At 69.8% G+C, this 24,053-nt stretch carries 16 protein-coding genes and 2 pseudogenes; 9 read left to right on the top strand and 9 right to left on the bottom strand.

Going from position 1 to position 24,053, the window contains the following annotated elements; translation table 11 throughout:
- Positions 1-56 precede the first annotated feature (56 nt).
- A complete protein-coding gene (locus ACFZCP_RS10850) occupies positions 57-644 on the top strand; it encodes a rhodanese-like domain-containing protein (protein WP_391426028.1) in 588 nt (195 codons plus the stop codon).
- 102 nt (positions 645-746) lie between these two features.
- Here ACFZCP_RS10850 and ACFZCP_RS10845 read toward each other — a convergent pair whose 3' ends face one another.
- Positions 747-2,450 carry an aminotransferase class V-fold PLP-dependent enzyme gene (locus ACFZCP_RS10845; protein ID WP_391426026.1) on the bottom strand — a complete coding sequence of 568 codons (1,704 nt, stop codon included), beginning with the start codon at positions 2,448-2,450 and terminating at the stop codon, positions 747-749.
- Positions 2,451-3,154: 704 nt separating this feature from the next.
- Here ACFZCP_RS10845 and ACFZCP_RS10840 point away from each other — a divergent pair.
- The 3 genes and pseudogenes from ACFZCP_RS10840 to ACFZCP_RS10830 all read left to right on the top strand — a co-directional run.
- Positions 3,155-4,060, top strand: a pseudogene (locus ACFZCP_RS10840) (sensor histidine kinase); the annotation flags it as partial.
- A gap of 372 nt (positions 4,061-4,432) precedes the next feature.
- Positions 4,433-5,074 (top strand): response regulator, encoded by a 642-nt coding sequence (locus ACFZCP_RS10835; RefSeq protein WP_391426210.1) that lies wholly within the window; start codon positions 4,433-4,435, stop codon positions 5,072-5,074.
- Positions 5,075-5,083: 9 nt separating this feature from the next.
- Positions 5,084-5,860 (top strand): DUF4097 family beta strand repeat-containing protein, encoded by a 777-nt coding sequence (locus ACFZCP_RS10830; protein ID WP_391426024.1) that lies wholly within the window; start codon positions 5,084-5,086, stop codon positions 5,858-5,860.
- A gap of 383 nt (positions 5,861-6,243) precedes the next feature.
- Here ACFZCP_RS10830 and ACFZCP_RS10825 read toward each other — a convergent pair whose 3' ends face one another.
- Positions 6,244-6,441, bottom strand: a complete 198-nt coding sequence (locus tag ACFZCP_RS10825; protein ID WP_391426022.1) for a DUF397 domain-containing protein — start codon at positions 6,439-6,441, stop codon at positions 6,244-6,246.
- On the bottom strand, positions 6,438-7,307 hold the full coding sequence (locus tag ACFZCP_RS10820) for a Scr1 family TA system antitoxin-like transcriptional regulator (protein WP_391426020.1): 870 nt from the start codon (positions 7,305-7,307) through the stop codon (positions 6,438-6,440). The genes ACFZCP_RS10825 and ACFZCP_RS10820 overlap by 4 nt, the downstream gene beginning before the upstream one ends.
- Positions 7,308-7,450: 143 nt before the next feature.
- Between ACFZCP_RS10820 and ACFZCP_RS10815 the strand changes: the two genes are divergently transcribed.
- Both ACFZCP_RS10815 and ACFZCP_RS10810 read left to right on the top strand, forming a co-directional pair.
- Positions 7,451-7,939, top strand: a complete 489-nt coding sequence (locus ACFZCP_RS10815) for an ATP-binding protein (RefSeq protein ID WP_391426018.1) — start codon at positions 7,451-7,453, stop codon at positions 7,937-7,939.
- Between the two features lie 31 nt (positions 7,940-7,970).
- On the top strand, positions 7,971-8,324 hold the full coding sequence (locus tag ACFZCP_RS10810) for a DUF2397 family protein (RefSeq protein WP_391426016.1): 354 nt from the start codon (positions 7,971-7,973) through the stop codon (positions 8,322-8,324).
- 421 nt (positions 8,325-8,745) lie between these two features.
- On the opposite strand, the pseudogene ACFZCP_RS10805 reads toward ACFZCP_RS10810, so the two are convergent.
- The 5 genes and pseudogenes from ACFZCP_RS10805 to ACFZCP_RS10785 form a co-directional block, all read right to left on the bottom strand.
- Positions 8,746-8,976 (bottom strand): annotated as a pseudogene (locus tag ACFZCP_RS10805) (3'-5' exonuclease); the annotation flags it as partial.
- A complete protein-coding gene (locus tag ACFZCP_RS10800) occupies positions 8,977-9,327 on the bottom strand; it encodes a hypothetical protein (protein ID WP_391426014.1) in 351 nt (116 codons plus the stop codon).
- Positions 9,324-10,661 (bottom strand): hypothetical protein, encoded by a 1,338-nt coding sequence (locus ACFZCP_RS10795; protein ID WP_391426012.1) that lies wholly within the window; start codon positions 10,659-10,661, stop codon positions 9,324-9,326. The genes ACFZCP_RS10800 and ACFZCP_RS10795 overlap by 4 nt, the downstream gene beginning before the upstream one ends.
- A 6-nt stretch (positions 10,662-10,667) precedes the next feature.
- A complete protein-coding gene (locus tag ACFZCP_RS10790) occupies positions 10,668-10,982 on the bottom strand; it encodes a hypothetical protein (protein WP_391426011.1) in 315 nt (104 codons plus the stop codon).
- 1,092 nt (positions 10,983-12,074) lie between these two features.
- Positions 12,075-13,604 (bottom strand): UDP-N-acetylglucosamine 1-carboxyvinyltransferase, encoded by a 1,530-nt coding sequence (locus ACFZCP_RS10785; protein WP_391426009.1) that lies wholly within the window; start codon positions 13,602-13,604, stop codon positions 12,075-12,077.
- Between the two features lie 208 nt (positions 13,605-13,812).
- Between ACFZCP_RS10785 and ACFZCP_RS10780 the strand changes: the two genes are divergently transcribed.
- Together ACFZCP_RS10780 and acnA are read left to right on the top strand one after the other, a co-directional pair.
- Entirely contained in the window at positions 13,813-14,523 is a 711-nt protein-coding gene (locus ACFZCP_RS10780) for a hypothetical protein (protein WP_391426007.1), read from the top strand.
- Positions 14,524-14,731: 208 nt separating this feature from the next.
- The gene (gene acnA / locus ACFZCP_RS10775; RefSeq protein ID WP_391426005.1) at positions 14,732-17,449 is read left to right on the top strand and encodes an aconitate hydratase AcnA; all 2,718 of its coding nucleotides are present in this window, start codon (positions 14,732-14,734) and stop codon (positions 17,447-17,449) included.
- A 204-nt stretch (positions 17,450-17,653) separates the two neighbouring features.
- Here acnA and ACFZCP_RS10770 read toward each other — a convergent pair whose 3' ends face one another.
- Complete coding sequence (locus tag ACFZCP_RS10770; RefSeq protein ID WP_391426003.1) at positions 17,654-20,347, bottom strand: SpoIIE family protein phosphatase; 2,694 nt, start codon at positions 20,345-20,347, stop codon at positions 17,654-17,656.
- A 427-nt stretch (positions 20,348-20,774) separates the two neighbouring features.
- Between ACFZCP_RS10770 and ACFZCP_RS10765 the strand changes: the two genes are divergently transcribed.
- Positions 20,775-24,041 carry a GH92 family glycosyl hydrolase gene (locus ACFZCP_RS10765; protein ID WP_391426001.1) on the top strand — a complete coding sequence of 1,089 codons (3,267 nt, stop codon included), beginning with the start codon at positions 20,775-20,777 and terminating at the stop codon, positions 24,039-24,041.
- Positions 24,042-24,053 lie beyond the last annotated feature (12 nt).

The raw sequence follows: 24,053 nt of genomic DNA, 5'->3' as shown, positions 1-24,053 counted from the left end.
AGGGGTACTGTACGTCCCGGTTCGGGACGGCGTCGACCTTCAAGGATCTCACTGCCATGACCTCTGCCCATGCTCCCGTCACCCTCCGCACCGACCAGGTGCGCACCCGGCTCACCGAACTGACCGTCATCGACGTGCGCACCCCCGGCGAGTACGCCTCCGGTCACCTGCCCGGAGCCCTCAACATCCCCCTGGACCGGATCCGGCACGCCCTCCCCGAGCTGCGGCACGCCGCCGGGCGCGGCGACGTCGTGTTCGTGTGCGCCTCCGGAGCCCGCGCCGAGAACGCCGGCAGGCTGCTGGCCGAGCAGGGCGTCCGCACCGCCACCCTGGCCGGCGGCACCGGCGCCTGGGCCGCCGCGGGCCACGACCTGGAGCGGCCCGCGACCTGCGACACCCGGGCGGGGTGGAGCATGGAGCGGCAGGTCCGTTTCACCGCGGGAGCGCTGGTGCTCGCGGGGATCGCCCTCGGGCTGCTCGTGCACCCGGCCTTCCAGATCCTGTCGGCGGGCATCGCGGGCGGCCTGGTCTTCTCCGCGCTCACCGACACCTGCGGCATGGCGGCGGTGCTCGGCAGGCTGCCGCACAACCGTCCGCGCGCGGCCGATCTCGACGCCGTCTTCGCCGCCCTGCGCAGTCGCTGAACCGCGCGCCACGGGAGCGCCCGCGCACACCGCACGGACGCTCCGCAGGCCGGACGACGTCCGCCCCGCCCCACCGCACGGATACCCCGAGGGGTATCCGTGTCAGCCGGTGCCGAGCGGGGTCCGCCGGGCCCGCTCCAGGCAGACGGGAGGCAGCGGGAACCAGCGCATCCGCTCGAAGTCGGCGGACAGCCCGGTCGGGCCCTCGTCGAGCCGCCCGGAGCGGGAGCCGAGCAGCTCGCGGGCCCGTTCGAGCTGACCGGCCAGCGCGTCCTCGCCCAGCCGGCGACGAGGGGCGGCCGGGGCGGCGATCCGTCCGTCGTCCGTGAAGCGCACGTCGGTCAGCCGCAGCAGGTCGGCGGCGGCAGCGGCGTGGTGGTGCCACTGGCCCGTGCTCGGGTCGAAGCGGTAGTCGGGCAGGAGCCGGTGGCCGTGCGCGGCGATCAGGTCGACCGCGTCGACCAGATAGTCGCGGACGGTGTCGCTGATGAAGTAGTTGAAGTTGACGCGGATCCAGCCGAGCTTGATGCCGTCGCAGCCGCGCGCGACCTCGCCGAGCAGGGCGTGCGAGGTGGCCGAGTCGATCGCCAGCAGACGATGGCCGTACGGCCCCGCACAGGAACAGCCGCCGCGGGCCTGGATGCCGAACAGGTCGTTGAGCAGGGCGACGACGTAGTTGTGGTGCAGATGGGAACCGTCGCCGTGGCGGATGCGGAAGGAGACGATGGACAGCCGGCGGGCGTGCCGGTTGCCGAGGATCTCCATGCGGGGGTTGGCGGCCCAGCGCGTCAGCGCATGGCGCACATGGCGTTCCTCGGCGGCCTGGATGGTGTCGGCACCGACGGCCTGCTTGAGGGCGAAGACCAGCCCCGCCCGGACGGATTCGACGATCGCCGGGGTGCCGCCCTCCTCGCGGGCGACCGGGTCGTCGAGGTAGTGGTGGGCGAGGGGGTCGACGAAGGTGACCGTGCCGCCGCCTGGGACGGTGGGCACGCGGTTGCGGATCAGGTCCCGGCGTACGACGAGGACCCCCGGGGTCTGCGGGCCGCCGACGAACTTGTGCGGGGACAGGAAGACCGCGTCCTTGTGGTCGTCCGCGCCCGGCGCGCTCTCGGCGACCCGGATCGGGACGTAGGGAGCGGCGGCCGCGTAGTCCCAGAACGACAGGGCGCCGTGCGCGTGCAGCAGCCGGGTGACACGGTCGGTGTCGGTCAGGATCCCGGTGACGTTGGAGGCGGCCGAGAAGCTGCCGATGCGCAGCGGGCGGTCGGCGTACCGGCGCAGGCCCGCCTCCAGCGCGCCCAGGTCGATGTGACCGTCGGCGTCCTCGTCGATCACCACGACGTCGGCGACGGACTCGCGCCAGGGCAGTTCGTTGGAGTGGTGCTCGTAGGGGCCCACGAACACCACGGGACGCTCGGCCGGCGGCGGCTGGTCGGGGCGGCGCAGTTCCAGGATGCCGACCAGTTTGTTGACGGCGGCGGTGGCCCCCGAGCCGCAGAAGATGACGACGTCGTCCTCGGTGCCGCCGACCGCGTCCCGCACGACGAGGCGCGCGTCCTCGCGCAGCCGGGTCGTCTGCAGGCCGGTGCGGGAGCTCTCGGTGTGGGTGTTGCCGTAACCCGGCAGCACCTGCTCGCGGATGAAGTCCTCGATGAAGTCGAGCGAGCGGCCGGAGGCGGTGTAGTCGGCGTAGACGATGCGCTTCGGACCGTAGGGGCCGTCCAGCACCACGTCGTCGCCGATGATCCCCCGGCGTATGCGCTCCAGCAGTGCCGGGGCGGCCGGTGCAGGTAAGGCGCTCACGACCGCGGCCCGCTGTCGCTCGCGGACGGCTGCCGAAGTATGTCCACTCTGTGGCGGTGTGCTGCGCTGCCGGTCATGGCCGGGGCCTTTCGCGTCGGCGCCGACCGCTGCCGACGTCCGGTCGACCGCGGACGGCGTGGCGGATCGAGAGGTCGACGGGGTGCGACGAGGACGGTGACGCCTCGGCGCGAGCCGCCGCCAGACATACCCTACCGGGTATTTTTCCAGGGGCGGAAGCGGCAGGCCCTTGACCCAGGGAATGACCGAGAGTGGTCGCCCGCATGGAGGACGTGCTGTGTGAAGCCGTCCGGTGATCCGGTCCGGTGGCAGTCATCGAGCAACCCGCCGTTCGGGATCGCCTCGCGGAGCAGGCCGGCGACCACAGGGCGGTCTGCTCGTCCGGCAGGCCGCGGTGGACGACGTCCAGACGGTGCGGGTCCTGTGGGGGACGACATGCTGCAACCGGGATTCATATTTCCTCGATATCGCCCGACCCGGCGCACAAGCACGTCGGTGACCAGGACCGATGTCAGAGCGGGGGCGGGACCCTGTACCCAGCACCACCCTCGGAACGGGTGTCTGCTTGCCTGACCGGATCCGACCCGATCGGCAAGACTCGACGACGTACGGTGACGGACGGTGCGGAGCAGGCCGGGCCGGCGCTCAGGAACCGGAAGGCGGAGACGGGCAGGGTGACGGGTGCCATGGAAGTGCAGCGGACCGGTCGCGTCGCCGACAGTGTTCCCCGGGTGTTATGCGCTCCCTGGTCGGCACGGACCTGGCTGATCGTTCTGCATGTCCTGTCGGGTCTGCCCATCGCTCTGGTGACCATCGGCACCCTGCTGCTCCTGGGCGGGCTGGCGGCCGGGCTGGCGCTGACCTGGGTGGCCGTGCTGCCGGTCCTCGCGGCCCTGTTCTGGTGTTCGCGGCAGTTCGCCGAGCTGCAGCACGCCAGGTTCGCCGCGCTGCTGAACGTCGACCTGGTGGTGGAGCGCTCAAGGACGGAGGGCATCACCTGGTCCCGGCGCGTGATGGCCGAGGTCCGTACCTCAACTACCTGGCGGCGCCTGGGGTACCACGTGGTCTCCAGCGCCCTGGGCCTGCTCGGCTCCGTCGCGCTGGTCGCCTTCTGGGTGGCCGGACTGGCGTTGAGCACGGTCTGCCTCGGCACCACCGGCATCGGCGGTAGCCTGCCGTACGTCCTCGGCCTTCACCAGGCTCTCCTCGTGGTGCTGACGCTCGCCGGGATCTGCGTCCTGCCGCTCTTGCTGAACCTCGCGCGAGGCCTGGCTCTTGTGGATGTGGCGCTGGCCGGGAACCTGCTGGGCCCGAGCCCGCGGCACCGGATGAACCAGTTGTCCGAGCAGGTGCTCACCCTGACCGAGGCACGCGCCCAGGTGGTCGAAGCCACCGACTCGGAGCGACGCCGGATCGAGCGCGATCTCCACGACGGAGTGCAACAGCAGCTGGTCTCCATGTCGTTGAACCTGGGCATCACCAGAAAGACGGTCAAGGACATGCCGGAGCCCGCCAGGGAGGCGTTGGCACAGGTGCATGAACAGGCCAAACAGACCCTGGCCGATCTGCGGCAGCTGGTGCGCGGGTTGCACCCGGCGGTACTGGACGATCTGGGACTCGATGCAGCCCTGTCGGGCATCGTGGCGCGCTCGCCGGTGCCGGCGAGCCTGCACGTCGACCTGCCGCGCCGGCCGTCTGCGGCTATCGAGGCGACGGCCTACTTCGTGGTCTCCGAGGCGCTGACCAACGTCGCCAAGAACGCCCAGGCCCCCGAGGTGGGCGTTCGGGTCGAGCATCACGACGATTCCAAACGGGGTGACAGTCACGGACAACGGTTGCGGAGGCGCCGGCGAGCAGGCCGGCAGCGGACTGCGCGGCCTCATGCAGCGCGTTCACGGGGTGGACGGCAAGCTGCACGTCGACAGTCCGGCCGGCGGCCCGACCGTGATCACTGCGGAACTGCCATGCGGGTGGTGATCGCCGAGGACTCGGTGCTGCTGCGGGAAGGCATCGTGCGGCTGCTCGAAGCCGACGGACACGAGATCGTCGCCGCGGTCGGCGACGCCGATGGGCTGATCTCCCAGGTCGAGGAGCACCGGCCGGACCTCGCTCTGAGCGATGTCCGGATGCCCCCGGGCTTCCGCGACGAGGGCCTGCGGGCCGTGGTCGAAATCCGCGAACGCCAGCCCGACGTCGCCCTGCTGGTGCTGTCCCAGTACGTCGAGGAGCGGTACGCCACACGGCTGCTGTCCGGTCGGACCCGGGCACTGGGCTATGTGCTGAAGGACCGGGTCGCCGACGTGGACGAATTCCTGGACGCCGTACGGCGCGTGGCCGAAGGAAGCACCGTCCTGGACCCGGAGGTGGTCTCCCAGCTCCTGATCCGCAAGCAGGCCGATCCGCTGGAGCGCATCACCGCCAGGGAACGGGAGGTGCTCGTCCTGATGGCGCAGGGGCGGTCCAACGCCGGGATCGCGGCGGCTCTGGTGGTGAGCGAGAGCACCGTGGCCAAGCACATCAACGGGATCTTCAGCAAACTGGACATCCCACCGGCCGACTACGACCACCGCCGGGTCCTGGCCGTCTTGAAATTCCTGGAGGGGTGAAGGAGAAGCATGTCGTCACAGAACGGGTCCACGGGGCTGCCCGCGATCGCCCGGAAGGTGTTCCTGACCGGCACCGTCCTGGTCCTCGGCGGTGCCGCCCTGGTCGGCTGCGTGGGCCGGGGACCCACCCACACCGAGACCAAGCAGCTCTCCTTCCACCACCGGATCGACCGGATCGAGTTCGACCTGGACAGCGGCAACATCACCCTGACCCGTGGTGAACAGGGCCAGGTCGGCATCGGCCGGACCCTGACCTGGACGGACGACCGTCCGGTGTTCAAGGAGGAGTGGCAGGGCAACGTCCTGCGCATCACCAGCAAGTGCGACGGCCGGCACTGCTCGGCCGACTACAAGGTCCAGCTGCCCAGCTCCGTACAGGTCGACGCGTCCACCGAGGCGGGGGTGATCAGCACCCAGGCCGTCCAGGGGGACCAGCAGCTGAAGACGGACTCCGGGGACATCCGGGTCACCGATGCCGCCGGCCGGCTGTCGGCCTCCGTCAAGAGCGGCAACATCACCGCCGACGGCCTGGCTTCCGCGTCCGCCTCGGCCACCTCGCAGGCCGGCAATCTGAGCATGGGATTCGTCAGGGCGCCGGCTCAGGTGACGGCCCGCGCCCAATCCGGAAACGTGAACGTGAAGGTGCCGCACACCGGGCAGCAGTACCGGGTGCAGGCCGACACCGACGCCGGCCAGAAGTCCGTCAAGGTCGCCCAGAGCTCGACCGGACAGGGTGCGATCACCGCGCACTCCGACGCCGGCAACATCGACATCGACTACGCATAACCCGCCGGCAGGGACCGCCGGCCCGCTGAGGCTCCGGTGCGGGACGACTCCGTCAGGCCGTCCGCCCCGGAGCTTCGCCATATTCGAACGGAGCCGTCGGGCCGGCGCACCGTGCTTTCACCGGTGACGACTCCCGTACAGAACCGAAGGTCCGCGCCCCCCGCGGCAACATCGCGGTGTGCGTCGCCGACCGCGAAGCCGTCAACCAGGTCATGTACTACCTGGCGACCGAGTCCGGGCTGACCGTCGCCGGCCACCCGCGCCCGCGACACCCTGCGGATCAGCTGGTACGGCAAGCCGAGTCCTTACCTGCCCAGGTAGCGGTGTGCGTGAGCCCTGCCGTCCGTGATCGGGCGGCAGGGCTCACGCTTGACGTACGACCGTCAGGCCTCCCCGAGGAACCCTGCCCACGCCTCACGTGACACGCGGATGACGGGTCCGGCCACGGTCTTGGAGTCCCGGATGTGCACAGCTTGCGTGTCCGCAGCTATCTCAACGCACTGACCGCCTTCGGTTCCGCTGTAGCTGCTCTTGAACCAAGCGAGGTCGGACGCGACGGTTGAGGACTCAGCGTTGCTCATAGCGATCCCAACAACCCTTCGATCAACTTCAGCGACTCTCGCGGAGTGAGAGCCTGCGATCGGATAATCCCATAGCGGGCGGCGGCGAGAACCGTCTGCTCCGAGTCGGTCTCGAGGGTGCTGGTCGCGTGTGCCTCCGAGTACACAAACTTCTTGCTGTCCTTATGTGTAAGGACCGTGAACGGTCCATTCACACCTGCGTTGTCCTCGCAATCGATCGGCATGACTTGAATCTCCACGTTCCGCTTGTCGCCGATCAGCAGAAGATGCTCCAGCTGCCCGCGTAGTACGTTCTTGCCGCCGTAGCGGTGTCGCAACACCGCCTCGTCCATCACGAAGCTCAGCAATGGTGCGGGTCGACGGGCGAAGATGTCCTGCCGGGCCAGTCGGGCGGTCACCCGCTGCTCGATCGTTTCCTGGTCAAGGGGAGGGCACCGCATGGCGAGCAGGGCCCTCATGTACTCCTCCGTCTGCAGCAGGCCGTTGACGACATGGGTGTCATACATGAGCAGCTCCAGAGCCTCCTTCTCCAGCGTCGCCATCCCCTGGAAGAACACCGGATACTGAGCCCGCTCCACCTGCTCCTTCCACACCGTCAGCAACCCGCCCGCGTCCAGGACCTCGTCCGCCCGCTCGATCGTCCTGGATGAGGGGATCCGCCGCCCCTGCTCGTACGATGCGACCGTGGACGCCGAGTATCCGATCCGCCGTCCGAACTCCTCCCGCTCCAGGCCCGCCCGCACCCTCAGCGTCTTCAGTGTCTGCCCGAACGCGATGACCACAGCCTGCCCGGACGTGTCCGCCGTGGCCTGTCCCGCGTCGTCTGCCACCACGGTCTCGGCTCCCTCGCGTGCAACCTCGGTCATCGCTACGCCTCCCTGGCTCAACGCCGCATCGGCGGCCTCGTCACGCCGCGCGTCTCGTACCCGTACCGGCACAACGCGTACAACGGGCCGCGTCGGTGCGTCACCACTGGTCACGCTACGCGACCGAAGACACCGTTGTCGGCATGACGAGCCAACTCCCCAGCCCCATCAGCGCCTCCCAACGCACGTGTCCCGGCGACGACTTGAGCCGCGCCTTCGAGATGCGTTTCACCTCCACCCCACGGGGTGCCCGCCTCGCCCGCCGACTGGCCGCACACCGGTTGGACGCCTGGGGAATCCCGTACGGCACCGACCCGCACGAGGAGATCGTGCTGGTCCTCGGTGAGCTGACCGCCAACGCGGTACGGCACAGCCATGTCCCCGGCCGGGACTTCCATCTGCTCCTGCACGTGAGCGAACCCGCCCGCACGGTCAGGATCGAGGTCACCGACACCCGTACCGAATGCACACCACCCGAACCGGACGCGCTGCCCGCCCCCGGCCCAGAGGACACCAGCGGCCGAGGGTTGCTGCTGGTCGCGGGTCTCGCCACCTGCTGGGGCTGGCACCTCCGGCCGGGAGGTCCGGGCAAGACGGTCTGGGCGGAGTGCGTGTTCGCAACTCCCACGTGAGCTCGGGACCGCGGTGGAAGAATGTGCCGGGATGACCTCCAGCGACTACTCTGCGTTCGCCCACCTCACCGCCCCCAACGCCCCCCTCTACCGCCAGGTCATGCGGGCGTTCCTCGCCGCCAAGGAGCGGTTCGCGGTGCATCTGCGGCCGGAGGACGTGTACGCCGCCCTGGACGCGGGGAGCCGGCCCGCCGACCCGGAGGCGGTGACGGCGCGGTTCACCGACCTCGCCGACAACGCCCGTGCCTTCATGGGCTCGCTCCAGCGCACCATCGACCTGCACGACATCGAGGTCGAGGCGTTCCTCGCCTACAAGGACCGGCTGATCCAGTACCTGGAGCGCTTCATCCAGGACCCCCCAGCAGCCCACTCGAAGGATCGATGAACGCCATCTGAACCGGTGCTTCTTCCACTCCGTCGTCATGCGACAACTTTCCGGTGACGCATCGTGTGGAATGCACGGCGGCCGGGAGCCTTCGGTCCCGGCGAAAGTCCCAGAGAAGTCCCACAGGCGCCACCACGTCCCGTCTCGCCGCGCGTTTATGCAGGTTGGTAGGGACGTGACGGGCGCCTTTTTCTGAGAACTTTCAGATGTCCCGGAAGGGACTAGCGGAAGCCGTGACCGGCCTCGATGAGTGGTCGCGGGTCGCTGACCTGCGCGAACGACCTTTCGACTGTTTCACGCTCGTCCCCGTTGATGCAGCCGGAAGTCCCAGAAGAGTCCCAGAGACAGTCCACCGACGCACAGCCACGCTTCGGCTGCGCGTTGTGAACAGCTTGCCGGGTCTGTCCCCAGACACACCCGCTCAGGCGAGCAGGGGGTGCAAGAAGGGGCTGGGAGTGCCATGCCAGAAGATGTCCAGGCTGTCGCGTGCCCGGGTCGCCGCCACGAAGACCAGGGATCGCGCCCGCTGGAGCTCTCTTCGGTAGCGGGCGGGGTCCGACCGGCGCAGTTGGTTGACCTGCTCGCGGGGGATCAGGCCGTCGCTGACTCCGGCGATGATCATGCGCTGGTACTCCAGCCCCTTGAATCGGAATCAGAGACTGGGCGCCAACAGGGTCAGCCGCAGCAGTGCGGCGAGTGTCAGCACCGCGGGGACGGCGTACCACCACCTGCGGAGCCACTCGGCCTTGACGAATACCCACGTCAGCAGCGCCATCACAGAGCAGAAGGCCAAGCCGACGCCGGCCGCGACATGAGAGTTGGTGACGGCCTGTCGGTCCCAGGGGCCGTCTGGCTCGACCATGAAGGCCGTGAGCACGACGTAGCCGGTGACCAAGGTTGCCAGGGCGAGGACGACCGCGCACACACCGGTGCCGATCCGGCTGGAGACCCCTGGCCGTCGACTCTCGCGTACCTCGGTGGTCGAATCTGCGCTTGAGCTCACCGCAGCGCCTCTTTCGCGTCGTCCAGTTTCCTGTCGAAGCCCCGACCGTATCCCTGGGCGTTCGGGTCCTCGTAGTAGGGTCCGCCGTTGTAGCGGGCGGCCAGTTCCTGCATTTGGGCTCGGGTCATCTGTTCCGGCGGTACGTCGGCGAAACCGCTCTCCGCCTTGAGCTGGGCCAGGTACTCCGAGGCGATGAAAATGTTCTTCGACGGGTCCTTGATGGCGCCCACGACGACGTCCCGCTGCATGTCGGTGAGGTGGTGCGGGTCGTAGCCGAGCACCTCGGCGGCGCGGCGCACCTGGATGGACAGTGGACCCATCGAGGTGTCGTCGGGGTCCTCTTGTCCGGGAAGGATCTTCCGTCCTTCGAAGGCTGCATCGTCGAGCCAGCCGGGGTCGCCCTCGACCTCCTGCCAGGCGATGCCGGCGACCATCTCGGGCGGCAGGCCGGAATCGTGTGCGGCAGCCCTGATGAGTTCACTGTTGGCGGAGATGTACTCGCGACGCTTGTCGTCGTCGTTGGACCACATCCAGTAGTTGTTGCCCTGGGCGTTCGGCAGTCCGTCGATGCGGGTCTCGATCCGCGAAAGGATCTCGTTCGCCACGACGTTGCCGCCCATGGTGGGGATGGCGTCCACCTTCGGTCCCGCGCCAGGCAGCTGCGCGTAGGGGTTGTCGCTTGCTTGGTGCGCCTCGGTGAGCAGCGGCCCCAGGCTCTTCAGGAACTGTCCTGGGTCCTTGACGGGACTCTGGAAGTCAGGAAGGGAGCGGTAGGCCGCCTTGATGTCGGCGATGCACTGCTCGCGTGCTTCGGACTCCACGCGCAGGGCGTCGCCGTAGTGGTCGCTGGTCTGGTGGTAGTACCGCTCGGCGTCCTCGCGTATCGCGTCGACGTCAACGGTCACCTCCGCGAACCAGTCCAGCACCCCTGTGGTGGCCCGCAGATCCTCCCACTGCCGCATGGGCTCGGCAGCCCGCGCCGTCGGTGTGACCGCGGTGGCCTCGCGCGACATCACCTCGGACAGCTTCTTCTCGGTGGCCTTGCCGCTCTTGTAATGGCTCTTGGCGGTGGTGACCGCGTCCGAGTACGTCCTGAGGGCGGTGCTCACCGTGCGGAAGGCTTCCGACAGGGCGTCGGTGAGCTCCTTGGCCTCCTTCAGCCGTTTGACGTACAGGTCGCGGGCCTCGCTCTGCCAGTCCACCTTCACGGCCTTGCGGAAGGCGTCGTCAGTGGTCTCGATGAGCTTCTGCAAACGCGTGAACTCCGCGGCACTGCGCCCTATGAGCGCAGGATTCGCGTCCTCCAGGAACTCCACGTCCGTGCGATGGGTCACTGCGGATCACCGGTCCCCAGGTTCGGTGTAACGGCCGGACACCAGGACGGAGTTCAGCTTGGAGCGCACCCCGTCGTCGTACTCCGCGTACGTGTTGTTGGTCGACTTGAGCTTGCCGGCCAGTGCCGCCAGCAGCACCACCGCGTCGTTGTACTGGTCCTGGGCGAACCGCGCGAACGTCTCGGCGTTCGAGGCTACGCCTGGATGGGCTCGGGGAGCACGGCACATTGTCGCGTTCTCTCCGTCCATGCGCCCCTCATACAGGACTCCCGCGATCTCGAGCAGGAGATGTGAACTGCCGTCGATGGAGCTGGCGTTCACGGCAAACCCGTCTCCATGCCCGGACGCTCCAGCGGCTGACCCGCCACCGCCCATATCGGCGGGCAACTGGTTCAACTGCATGTGCGCCGACTGCGGCTGCCTGGCGAGGGCATCAGCTTTGAGCTGGGCCCATTCCTCGTCCCACGACATGATGTCCGTCCCCCGTCGTCCGGCTGTCGTATTGCTGGATCACATGGTCATGTGATCACCAAGTGTGCCATGAAACCGTAAACAGACGATCAGATGCGCCCCGCGGCCCGCTTAGGGGCCACCTCCCGTGCCTGCGTCAGCTGTTGCCCTTGGGGCCGGTACGGGGCTCACCGGTCCTGCGGCACGTGTGTCCTTCTGTCGGGCCCACCGGGTGAGAGTTGTCGAACCGGTACCGCAACAAGCTAGCCGATTCCACTGACAGCGCGCGTTGGGTCACATCTCTGTGGCGCTCCGCATCTGTGGCGCTCCGCACTCACCACGGTGTGTTCGTGCATGGCGAGCGGACGACGCGCCAGGAGTCGTCACCTCGAGCAAGGGGGCGCCGGCTGTCGCTTGGCCACTCCAGAGCCCAGGAGCGTGACAGTCGGTTTGCTTCGGGGCGGTGATCGCGAGGTCGGTCAGTTTTCCGAGCACGTTGATCTGACGGACACTGCGCCACGTTTGGAGCGTAGCCCGGAACGATTCGTTCACATCGGCGAGTCCGGTGCTGTCTTGCGGAAGGCGCCCAGGCGTTTCTCCCAGCGGTACTCGATCTTCCTGGCGGGCGGCCACGCGCGGACACTTCCCTGCCCACGTCGGGGTTGTGCCGGCCGCCGGGCGCGGTTCGCACGTCGACGACCGCCCGTATGCCGGCGTCGCGGAGGAGTCCGGTCAGCTCGTCGCGGGTGGCAGTCCCGTACCCGAACGTCAGCAGCGTCACTGGGGCCAAGAGAGCGCCTCCTGGCCCGTGTCGACATGCGTCAGACTTGCGCACGTAGCACCAGAGCGGGCCTTCGGTCCCGGCTCAAAGTCACAGAGAAGTCCCACAGGGGCCGCCATCCCCCTCCCGCCCCACATTCATGCAGGTCAGGAGGGGTGCCGCAGCAGTCTTTCTCAAGACTTTCAGATGTCCCGGAAGATCTCGATCTGTGCGCCGATGGTGTTCAGCCGCTCGGCGAGGTCCTCGTAACCCCGGTTGATGACGTACACGTTGCGCAGCACCGACGTGCCCTCGGCCGCCATCATCGCCAGCAGGACGACCACCGCGGGACGCAGTGCCGGCGGGCACATCATCTCGGCGGCGCGCCAGCGGGTCGGGCCCTCGACCAGCACCCGGTGCGGGTCCAGCAACTGCAGCCGGCCGCCGAGGCGGTTGAGGTCCGTCAGGTAGATCGCGCGGTTGTCGTAGACCCAGTCGTGGATGAGGGTCTTGCCCTGTGCGACCGCCGCGATGGCCGCGAAGAACGGGACGTTGTCGATGTTCAGGCCCGGGAAGGGCATGGGGTGGATCTTGTCGATGGGGGCTTCGAGCTTGGAGGGGCGGACCGTGAGGTCCACCAGGCGGGTGCGGCCGTTGTCCGCGAAGTACTCGGGGCTGCGGTCGTGGTCGAGGCCCATCTCCTCCAGGACCGCCAGCTCGATCTCCAGGAACTCGATGGGCACCCGGCGCACCGTCAGCTCCGACTCGGTCACCACCGCGGCGGCCAGCAGGCTCATCGCCTCGACCGGGTCCTCGGAGGGGGAGTAGTCGACGTCCACGTCGATGTTCGGCACGCCGTGCACGGTCAGCGTGGTGGTGCCGATGCCCTCGACCTTGACGCCGAGCGTCTCCAGGAAGAAGCAGAGGTCCTGGACCATGTAGTTGGAGGAGGCGTTGCGGATGACCGTCACGCCGTCGTGCCGCGCAGCGGCCAGCAGCGCGTTCTCGGTCACCGTGTCGCCGCGCTCGGTCAGCACGATCGGGCGGTCGGGGCGGACCGTGCGGTCCACCTGCGCGTGGTACTGGCCCTCGGTCGCCGCGATGTCCAGACCGAACCGGCGCAGCGCGATCATGTGCGGCTCGATGGTCCGGGTGCCGAGGTCGCAGCCGCCGGCGTACGGCAGCTTGAAGTGGTCCATGCGGTGCAGCAGGGGACCGAGGAACATGATGATCGAGCGGGTGCGGACGGCCGCCTCCGCGTCGATCGCGGCCATCTCCAGCTCGGCGGGCGGGACCAGTTCCAGGTCGACGCCGTCGTTGATCCAGCGGGTGCGCACGCCGATGGAGTTGAGCACCTCCAGAAGGCGGTACACCTCCTCGATCCGGGCCACCCGGCGCAGCACGGTGCGCCCCTTGTTCAGCAGCGAGGCGCACAGCAGGGCCACGCACGCGTTCTTGCTGGTCTTCACGTCGATGGCGCCGGACAGCCGGCGGCCGCCGACCACGCGCAGATGCATCGGACCCGCATAGCCCAGCGACACGATCTCGCTGTCCAGGGCTTCACCGATTCGGGCGATCATCTCAAGGCTGATGTTCTGGTTGCCGCGCTCGATGCGGTTGACCGCGCTCTGGCTGGTGCCGAGAGCCTCCGCGAGCTGACTCTGTGTCCAGCCTCGGTGTTGCCGGGCGTCACGGATGAGCTTGCCGATGCGTACGAGGTAGTCGTCTGACATGAGGCCGAGGTTATCTCAGATATGAGATGACGCCTGTTAGGGGGGTCCGTTCGGGTGACGGCCGTGACGGGTCGTCAGTGCGCCCTGGCCGCACCGGAGGGCGGTGGCTGGGGAGATTCGGGCAAATCAGCCGATGTCGTATGACACTCGGTTACCCAGGCAACCCCGGCCCACGCGCGTCCCTCTCTGTCCGCGAAGGGGGATGTACATGAGGATCAAGACGCGCGGGCGCCTCGTCGCCGCGCTGCTCGTCGGCTGCTGCGCACTTGTCTCCTGCGGTACGCACCGCGCGGGCGCCGCGAAGGCCGGCTCCCCGGCGCCGCGCCCGTCCGCGGTCGACACGGCGTGCGCCGTCGAGCGGCCTTCGCAGGACACGGACGACGACCAGGGGGAGTTGCCGGACACGACGTCCGACGACCAGGGGCTCCCCGACACCACGAGCGACGACCAGGGGGAGCTCCCGGACACGACGTCCGACGACCAGGGGGAGTTGCCGGACACGACGTCCGACGACCAGGGGCTCCCCGACACCACGAGTGACGACCAAGGGCTCCCGGACACCACCACCGACGACCAGGGTCCGGCCGCGGACGGCACCACGGAGGACGGCGCGGGGGTGCCGGAGGCCGGTCCGCACCGCTGGTTCCCGATGACCCGGGAATTCCGCGCGTATCTGGCGGCGGGTGTCTCGAAGGGCGACGTCGCCATCGCCGCCCATGTCTCGAGGGTCTGTGTCCGCACGCCCGATGACAGCGGTCGCACCGAGGCCGACGTGTGGGTCGACTACGGCGTGTGGCAGGACGGCGAGCGGAACCGCGCCGCCGGTGCGTTCGCCCGCTGGAGGCGGTCCGTGTACGGCGGCCACGGCCATGTGACCGTCCTGGCGCCCGCCAAGATGACCACCGAGCGCGACTGGTAGGCCGGCGGGCGCGGTGCGGCCGGGTCGGGCATGACCATTCAGCGGTCATGTACTAGAGTTATCTCGACATCGAGATATCTGCCGGGCGCACCGCACCCGCCGCCACTCGCTAAGGATTACCTAACTAAGCCTTACCTTAGTGGATCGGCCCAGCCGGCGTGGCGGCACGATGGACGGTGGTACGCGCACATCAATGAAGGAGACTGTCGTGTCGGCGAACAGCTTCGACGCCCGCAGCACGCTGCAGGTGGGCGACGAGTCGTACGAGATCTTCCGGCTGGACAAGGTGGAGGGCTCGGCCCGCCTGCCGTACAGCCTCAAGGTCCTGCTGGAGAACCTGCTCCGCACGGAGGACGGCGCGAACATCACCGCCGACCACATCCGTGCCCTCGGCGGCTGGGACTCCCAGGCCCAGCCCAGCCAGGAGATCCAGTTCACGCCGGCCCGCGTGATCATGCAGGACTTCACCGGCGTGCCCTGCGTCGTGGACCTCGCGACCATGCGTGAGGCCGTGAAGGAGCTGGGCGGCGACCCGGCGAAGATCAACCCGCTGGCGCCGGCCGAGCTGGTCATCGACCACTCCGTCATCGCCGACAAGTTCGGCACGAACGACGCCTTCAAGCAGAACGTCGAGCTGGAGTACGGCCGCAACAAGGAGCGCTACCAGTTCCTGCGCTGGGGCCAGACCGCCTTCGACGAGTTCAAGGTCGTCCCGCCGGGCACCGGCATCGTCCACCAGGTGAACATCGAGCACCTGGCGCGCACGGTCATGGTCCGAGGCGGCCAGGCCTACCCCGACACGCTGGTCGGCACCGACTCGCACACCACCATGGTCAACGGCCTCGGCGTGCTCGGCTGGGGCGTCGGCGGCATCGAGGCCGAGGCCGCCATGCTCGGCCAGCCGGTCTCCATGCTCATCCCGCGCGTCGTCGGCTTCAAGCTGACCGGTGAGCTCAAGCCCGGCACCACCGCCACCGACCTGGTGCTCACCATCACCGAGATGCTGCGCAAGCACGGCGTCGTCGGCAAGTTCGTCGAGTTCTACGGCGAGGGCGTCGCCGCCACCTCGCTGGCCAACCGCGCCACCATCGGCAACATGTCGCCGGAGTTCGGCTCCACCGCCGCGATCTTCCCGATCGACGGCGAGACCCTGAAGTACCTGCGCCTGACCGGCCGCTCCGAGCAGCAGGTCGCGCTCGTCGAGGCGTACGCCAAGGAGCAGGGCCTGTGGCTCGACCCGGCGGCCGAGCCCGACTTCTCCGAGAAGCTGGAGCTGGACCTCTCCACGGTCGTCCCGTCGATCGCCGGCCCGAAGCGCCCGCAGGACCGCATCGTCCTCGCGAACGCCGCCCAGCAGTTCGCGCAGGACGTCCGCAACTACGTCGACACCGCCGACGAGGCGGGCAAGGAGTCCTTCCCGGCCTCCGACGCCCCGGCCGTCCACCCCAACGGCGCCCCGTCCAACCCGGTCCAGGTCACCGCCCCCGACGGCACGACCTACACCCTCGACCACGGTGCGGTGACGGTCGCGGCCATCACCTCCTGCACCAACACCTCGAACCCGTACGTCATGGTCGCCGCCGCCCTGGTGGCCAAGAAGGCGGTCGAGAAGGGCCTGACCCGCAAGCCGTGGGTCAAGACCACCCTCGCCCCGGGCTCCAAGGTCGTCACCGACTACTTCGACAAGGCGGGCCTGACCCCCTACCTGGACAAGGTCGGCTTCAACCTCGTCGGCTACGGCTGCACCACCTGCATCGGCAACTCCGGCCCGCTGCCGGACGAGGTCTCCAAGGCCGTCAACGACCACGACCTCGCGGTCACCTCGGTCCTCTCCGGCAACCGGAACTTCGAGGGCCGGATCAACCCCGACGTCAAGATGAACTACCTGGCCTCCCCGCCGCTGGTCGTCGCGTACGCCCTCGCGGGGTCCATGAAGGTGGACATCACCAAGGACGCCCTCGGCACCGACCAGGACGGCAAGCCGGTCTACCTGACCGACATCTGGCCGACCGAGGCCGAGGTCAACGACGTCGTGGCCAACGCCATCGGCGAGGACATGTTCAACAAGTCCTACCAGGACGTCTTCGCGGGCGACGCCCAGTGGCAGTCCCTCCCGGTCCCGACCGGCAACACCTTCGAGTGGGACACCGAGTCCACCTACGTCCGCAAGCCCCCGTACTTCGAGGGCATGGGCATGGAGCCGGCCCCGGTCACCGACATCGCCGGTGCCCGCGTCCTGGCCAAGCTGGGCGACTCGGTCACCACCGACCACATCTCCCCGGCCGGCGCCATCAAGGCCGACACCCCGGCCGGCAAGTACCTCACCGAGCACGGTGTGGAGCGTCGTGACTTCAACAGCTACGGCTCGCGCCGAGGCAACCACGAGGTCATGATCCGCGGCACGTTCGCCAACATCCGCCTGCGCAACCAGATCGCGCCGGGCACCGAGGGCGGCTACACCCGCGACTTCACCCAGGCCGACGGTCCGGTGTCGTTCATCTACGACGCCTCCCGCAACTACATCGAGCAGGGCATCCCGCTGGTCGTCCTGGCCGGCAAGGAGTACGGCTCCGGCTCGTCCCGCGACTGGGCCGCCAAGGGCACCGCGCTCCTCGGCGTCAAGGCCGTCATCGCCGAGTCGTACGAGCGCATCCACCGCTCGAACCTCATCGGCATGGGCGTCCTGCCGCTCCAGTTCCCGGAGGGCTCCTCCGCCGAGTCCCTCGGCCTGACCGGTGAGGAGACCTTCTCCTTCGCCGGTGTCACCGAGCTGAACGACGGCACCACGCCGCGCACGGTCAAGGTCACCACCGACTCCGGTGTGGAGTTCGACGCGGTCGTCCGCATCGACACCCCCGGTGAGGCCGACTACTACCGCAACGGCGGCATCATGCAGTACGTGCTGCGCAACCTGATCCGCAAGTAGGCGGCAGGACGCGGCGCCACAGGGCCGCATCCCCGGCGACGGGGGTGCGGCCCTTCGCCGTCCCCGTCCCCGGGCCGCACCGGGTTCACGATCGAGCTCCCCTCGTCCGTCACGCCGCCGACGCCCGGGACACGCGTGCCCGGCAGCACGTCCGTCACCGCGTGCCGGGCCTCCCGGCCGCTCGGCAGCTCCGCCTGACCTGCCTCACTCCGGCAGGAGCAGCGAGAGGTCCGGCAGTGCCACCTCGGCCCAGATCACCTTGCCCTGAGGCGTGTACCGGGTGCCCCAGCGCTCGGTCATCTGCGAGACCAGGAACAGGCCCCGGCCGCCCTCGTCGGTCGTCGCGGCGTACCGCAGATGCGGCGAGGTGCTGCTGCCGTCGGCCACCTCGCAGATCAGCGTGCGGTCCCGGATCAGCCGCACATGGATCGGCTCGGAGCCGTAGCGGATGGCGTTGGTGATCAGCTCGCTCAGGACGAGTTCCATGCCGAAGCCCAGCTCGGCCAGGCCCCACTCCTCCAGCTTCTCGGACACGGCGCGGCGCATGCCCGACACGGCGGCCGGGTCGTGCGGCACATCCCAGTCGGCGACGTTCTCCGGCGGCAGCGCCCGGGTGCGCGCGATGAGCAGAGCGACGTCGTCCTTGGGGCGCCCGGGCAGCAGCTCGTCCAGCACCGCCTGGCAGCTCTCCTCCGGGGGCCGCTCGGGATGCCCCTCCAGTGCCCGGCGCAGCAGCTCCATGCCCACGTCCAGGTCACGCTTGCGGTCCTCGATGAGCCCGTCGGTGTACAGGACGAGCTGGCTTCCCTCGGGGATCTCCAGCTCGGCCGTCCGGAACGGCATGCCGCCGATGCCCAGCGGCGGCCCGGCCGGCACGTCGGGGAAGGTGGCACTGCCGTCGGGGTGGACCAGCGCGGGTGCCAGGTGCCCGGCACGTGCCATGACGCAGCGGCGGCTCACCGGATCGTAGATGGCGTACAGGCAGGTGGCGCCCGCGATCTCCGCGGCCTCGTCGGCAAAGGCCTCGTCCTGGTCGATGCGGCCCACCAGGTCGTCCAGATGGCTGAGCAGTTCGTCGGGCGGCAGGTCGAGCGTGGAGAAGTTGTGCACGGCGGTGCGCAGCCGGCCCATCGTCGCGGCGGCGTGCAGGCCGTGCCCGACCACGTCGCCGACGGCCAGCGCCACCCGGCTGCCCGGCAGCGGGATCACGTCGAACCAGTCACCGCTCACTCCCGAGTGGGCGGGCAGATAGCGGTAGCCGACGTCGAGCGCGCTCTGCTCGGGCAGCGCCCGCGGCAGCAGGCTGCGCTGCAGGGTGACCGCCACGGCGTGCTCGCGCGTGTACCGGCGGGCGTTGTCGATGCTGACCGCGGCCCGGGCCACCAGCTCCTCCGCCAGCGACAGCTCCTCCTCGTCGAAGGCGTCCCGCTTGGAGCGCCAGAAGTTGACCATGCCCACGACGACGCCGCGGGCCTTGATCGGCGCGGCGATGAGGGCGTGGATGCCGAAGTCGATGATCTGCTGGGCGCGCTTCGGATCCTGGGCGCGCCAGCCCGTCGCGGTCGCCAGGCTGGTCACCAGCTCGGACCGTCCGGCGCCGTAGCCGCGGGCCTGGGGCGTGGAGGGCAGGAAGTCGATCAGCCGCCCCTTCTCGTAGAGCGGGTGGTCGTCCCGGATGCCGACGACGGCGACGCGCCGCATGTCCGTCGCGGTGGGAGCCGGCTCCTCGCCGTGCAGCACGGCGTCGGCGAGGTCCACGGTGACGAAGTCGGCGAATCGGGGGACAGCGACCTGCGCCAGCTCGTCGGCCGTACGGATCGCGTCGAGGGTGGTGCCGACGCCCAGTCCCGCGTCGTACAGCAGCTCCAGCCGCTCGCGGGTGACCTCCGCCCTGCCGGAGACCGCCTGCAGCTCGGTGGAGTCGCGGAGCGTCACCACGGTGCCCCGGGGGCCTCCCACACGGTCCGTGGGCCGCTGGTTGACCGCCAGCAGCCGTCCGCCGGCGAAGTGCACCTCGTCGGTGGCCTCGCGCCCGGAGGTCAGCAGCTCCACCATCTCGGGGTCGAGGACCGACAGCTCCCGCACGGGCCGCCCCTCGGCCTCCAGGGGCAGCTCCAGCAGCCGCCGGGCCTCGTCGTTGGCCAGCAGCAGCTGCCCGTCGTCGTCGACGATGAGCACGCCTTCGCGCACCGAGTGCAGCACCGTGTCGTGGTGCTCGTACATGCGGGTCATCTCGGCCGGGGCCAGGCTGTGGGTCTGGCGCCGCAGACGCCTGCCCACCAGTGCCGTCCCGCCGGTCGACACCACGAACGCTCCGACGCCGGCGGCCAGGATGATCGGCAACTGCTTGTCCACCTCGTTGGTCACGTTCTTGACCTTCAGGCCGGCGGAGACGAGGGCGATCACCTTGCCGTGGTCGTCGTAGACCGGAACGGTCGCCTGCACCTCGTGGCCCAGCGGGCCGTGGACGCTCTCGGTGTAGACCTTCCCGGCCAGCGACGGTCCGATGGTGCCCACGAACCGATGGCCGATCTTGCTCGGCAAGGGGTGCGTGTAGCGGATTCCCTTCGTGTCCATGACCACGATGAAGTCGACGCCCGCGGCCTTGCGCCCCGCCTCGGTGAGGGGCTGGAGCACCTTGGACGGCTCAGGGGTCTGCAACGCCCGCTCGATGCCGGGAGAGTGCGCGAAGGTCTGCGCGACGGCGATGGACCGGCGCTTGGCCTCCGTCGTGGTGTCGCGTTCCGATTGCAGGACGAGCGCGATGACGCTGCAGACCACGAGCACCACGACCAGCGCCACCTGCAGGACGAACACCTGCCCGGCGACGCTGCGGGGGCTCTTGCCGACTATGGAGCGCCAAGGGATTTTCCTGAATCGGCCGAAAAGATCCGGCATGCGACATTTCTAGCACCTGGCATTTCCGGGTGGCTATGGCTGGTCCATGAGATGGACATCAGAAATGCGCCGACTGCACGCTGCAGGGTCGCTCCGGGCGGACCCGGTGTCCGTGCACACCGGGTCCGCGAGCCGGGCAGGGGAGGGGGGTTGAGCACCTGCCCGGGTGGTGCTGGCTTGTGGTGGCGAGCCCTTGGAAGGTTTCGCCCCCTGGGAGCGCGACAACGTTGTCTTGTGGTCTGTACATGACTTTACCGCGCTAACCGACAACGATGTCAAGCTGTTTGGGGTACCTCGACCGGGTGATCCCGGCCCGTGTCTGCCGCGGTGTACGGGGTCTTCCGTGTTACCGGTGGCGCACGCTACTGTCCCTGCGGCTTGTGCGACCTGTGGTGCGCGACCCGTCCTGAGGAGGAAGGGCCGCGTCATGCGTCTCCGTCCCATGTCCCTGCTGCTGGCCGCGCTGCTCGCGGTCGGCGGCGCCACCCCCGCCCTCGCGGCGGGCGCCGCACCCCCCGGCCTGGTCAAGGACCCGACCCCGTACGTCGATCCGCTCATCGGCACCAAGAACGGCGGCAACGTCTTCCCGGGTGCCGTCCTGCCGTTCGGAATGCTCTCCTGGAGCCCGGAGAACACCAGAGGCGACGCGGCCCGCACTTCCGCGCCCGGCGGCTACCAGTACGACGCCACCCGCATCCGGGGCTTCAGCCTGACCCACATGTCGGGCAGCGGCTGCGCGGGCGGCAGCGGCGACATCCCCTTCTTCCCGTTCGCGGGCGAGGTCATCTCCTCACCCGCGAGCGACACCAAGGACGCCGTCTACGCCTCGGACTTCTCCCACACCGACGAGAGAGCCGAACCCGGCCACTACAGGGTCGGCCTCGCCTCCGGCGTCACCGCCGACCTCACCGCGACCGCCCGCACCGGCTCGGCCCGCTTCACCTATCCGGCGGACAAGCCGGCGTCCCTGCTCGTGCGCACCGCGAATTCCGAGGTGGGCTCCGAGGACTCGACGGTCACGATCGACCCGGCGGCCCGGACCGTCTCCGGCTCCGTCACCTCCGGGAACTTCTGCGGCTACCTGGACCCGGAGGGCCGGCGCTCCTACTACACCCTGTACTTCACCGCCCGCTTCGACCGGGCCTTCAAGGCGGCCGGCACCTGGCAGGACGACAAGCTGAACCCCGGGTCCCTCAAGGCCTCCGGCGGCACCGGCGGCTTCTCGCAGGGCGGACGGCCCGTCGCGGGCAAGGGCGCGGGCGGCTACGTCGAGTTCGCGCCCGGAACCGGTCCGGTGAACGTCAAGGTCGGCATCTCCTACGTCGGCCCGGCGGGCGCCGCGGCCAACCTCGCCGCGGAGAACCCGCGCGGCCGCTCCTTCGAGGCGGTCGAGGCCGCGGCGCGCCGCGCCTGGCGCGACCGGCTGGCGGCCGTCCGGGTCGGCGGCGGCACCGAGGCCGAGCGCACCACCTTCTACACGGCGCTCTACCACTCGCTGCTCCATCCGAACGTCATCAGCGACGCGGACGGCGGATACCGCGGCAGCGACGGCCGCGTGCACCGGGTGGCCCGCGGCCACCGCGCCCAGTACGGCACCTTCTCCGGCTGGGACGTCTACCGCGACCAGGTCCAGCTGCTCACCCTCCTGGACCCGCGCACCGGCTCCGACATCGCCCAGTCGCTCTACACCCTCGCCGGGCAGAACGGCGGCGTCTGGGACCGCTGGCTGCACGGCGCGAGCGGCACCCACGTGATGAACGGCGACCCCTCGCCGACCGCCCTGGCCGGCATTCGCGCCTTCGGCGGCACCGGCTTCGACCTGAAGGGCGCCCTGCACTCGCTGGTCCGGGCGGCCACCGTACCCACGAGTCAGGACCTGTCCGCGGCCGGCAAGCCGGTGCTGTCGGTGGGCCAGCGGCCCTCGCTCGACAAGTACCTGGCGCTGCACTACATGCCCAGCGTCTCCAACGCCTGGGGCGGCGCCGCCGAGACCCTGGAGATGTCCACCGCCGACTTCTCCCTGTCCCAGCTCGCCGTGGCCGCGGGGGACAAGGACACGGCGGCCGCCTTCGCCCGCCGGGCCCAGTGGTGGCAGAACAACTTCGACATCGCGGCCGATCCCGGCGGCGGCTACATCGCCGACCGCAAGGCCGACGGCAGCTGGGTCACCGGCTTCGCCCCCGACACCGGCAACGGCTTCGTGGAGGGCACCGCCGCCCAGTACACCTGGATGGTCCCGCACGACCCCGCCGGGCTCTTCGCCGCGATGGGCGGCCGGAAGGCCGCCCTGGCCCGGCTGGACGACTTCTTCCACACGGCCGACGGCGGCTGGGCCTTCACCGGCGAGGGCGGCACCAAGTCCGAGCTGGACAACGAGCCCTCGGTCAACGTCCCCTACCTGTACGACTACGCGGGGGCCCCGTACAAGACGCAAGTGACGGTGCGCGCGGCGATGCGGCAGCTGTGGTCCACCCGGCCCGGCGGCATCCCCGGCAACGACGACCTCGGCGCGATGTCGTCCTGGTACGTCTTCTCCGCGCTCGGCATGTACCCGCAGGTGCCCTCGCGCGCCGAACTCGTCCTCGCCTCCCCGCTGTTCGAGCGGGTGGAGATCGACCGGCCGCACGGCAACGACATCTCCATCCACGCGAGCGGGGCGGCGGCCGACGCGCCCTACGTGCGGTCGCTGAAGGTCGACGGGCGGACCACCGGCCGTCCGTGGCTGCCCGCCTCCTTCGTGCGCGACGGCGGCCGCCTCGACTACACCCTCGCCACCACCCCGGACCGCGGCTGGGGCGCGTCCTTCCCGCCGCCGTCCTTCCGGCAGGGCGAGCAGCCGTACCAGATCGGTGTCGGCCCCACCGCGGTCACCCTCGCGCCCGGGGAGAGCACGAAGGTCGGCGTCCGCGCGCTGGCGCTCGGCGGCGGCAGCGGGCCCGAGGTGCGCTTCCGGGTCCAGACCTCCTCCGGGGTCACGGCCACGCCCGCGGCGGGCTCGGTCACCGACGGCTCCCAGGAGATCACCCTCACGGCGGCCCAGGACGCCGCCCAGGGCTTCTACACCGCCAAGGTCACCGTCACCTCCGGCGACACCTCCTACGAGCAGCCCGTCTCCCTGACCGTGGCCGCCGCGGGCAGCCTGCTCGCCGCCTACAACAACACGGGCGTCTCCGACGACGAGGGCCACCACGACGAGGCCGACTACGACGGCGGCGGCTGGAGCTACTCCCGCCAGGCCCTCGCCGCGGCCGGCCTGACCCCGGGCGGCCAGGGAACGCTCGACGGCCTCGCCTTCACCTGGCCCGGCTCGCCCGCAGCCCGCCCGGACAACGCCTCGGCCGCCGGCCAGACGATCGAACTCGGCGCCCCGGCCCACCGGTTGTCCTTCCTCGGCAGCGCGGTCAACGGCAACCAGCAGGCCACGGCCACGGTCACCTACACCGACGGCACCACCGACACCGTGGACCTCTCCTTCACCGACTGGACCGTCGGCGGCGCAGGCGGCACCGTCCAGTACGGCAACGAGGTCGTGGCGAGGACCCCGTACCGCAACGTCGCCGGCGCCGACAAGGACCCGGTGACGACGTACGTCTTCGCCACGAAGCCGTTCACGGCCCCGGCCGGCCGGACCGTCAGGAGCGTCCGGCTGCCGCGCAACGCCGACCTGCACGTGTTCACCCTGGCCACCGGCTGACCCCGCGCACGA

The sequence above is a fragment of the Streptomyces sp. NPDC007971 genome (assembly GCF_042958635.1).
Classification (GTDB): Bacteria; Actinomycetota; Actinomycetes; order Streptomycetales; family Streptomycetaceae; genus Streptomyces.
Note: the sequence above shows the minus strand (reverse complement) of the source record. Positions and strands in the feature narration are given on the sequence as shown.

Bases quoted from the DNA above. Each gene is read 5' to 3' on its own strand.
- ACFZCP_RS10815 (WP_391426018.1), top strand. From the start codon at position 7,451: ATGACGAGCCAACTCCCCAGCCCCATCAGCGCCTCCCAACGCACGTGT.
- ACFZCP_RS10820 (WP_391426020.1), bottom strand. From the start codon at position 7,307: ATGACCGAGGTTGCACGCGAGGGAGCCGAGACCGTGGTGGCAGACGAC.
- ACFZCP_RS10835 (WP_391426210.1), top strand. From the start codon at position 4,433: ATGCGGGTGGTGATCGCCGAGGACTCGGTGCTGCTGCGGGAAGGCATC.
- ACFZCP_RS10830 (WP_391426024.1), top strand. From the start codon at position 5,084: ATGTCGTCACAGAACGGGTCCACGGGGCTGCCCGCGATCGCCCGGAAG.
- ACFZCP_RS10780 (WP_391426007.1), top strand. From the start codon at position 13,813: ATGAGGATCAAGACGCGCGGGCGCCTCGTCGCCGCGCTGCTCGTCGGC.
- ACFZCP_RS10810 (WP_391426016.1), top strand. From the start codon at position 7,971: ATGACCTCCAGCGACTACTCTGCGTTCGCCCACCTCACCGCCCCCAAC.
- ACFZCP_RS10765 (WP_391426001.1), top strand. From the start codon at position 20,775: ATGCGTCTCCGTCCCATGTCCCTGCTGCTGGCCGCGCTGCTCGCGGTC.
- ACFZCP_RS10770 (WP_391426003.1), bottom strand. From the start codon at position 20,347: ATGCCGGATCTTTTCGGCCGATTCAGGAAAATCCCTTGGCGCTCCATA.
- ACFZCP_RS10850 (WP_391426028.1), top strand. From the start codon at position 57: ATGACCTCTGCCCATGCTCCCGTCACCCTCCGCACCGACCAGGTGCGC.
- ACFZCP_RS10825 (WP_391426022.1), bottom strand. From the start codon at position 6,441: ATGAGCAACGCTGAGTCCTCAACCGTCGCGTCCGACCTCGCTTGGTTC.
- ACFZCP_RS10785 (WP_391426009.1), bottom strand. From the start codon at position 13,604: ATGTCAGACGACTACCTCGTACGCATCGGCAAGCTCATCCGTGACGCC.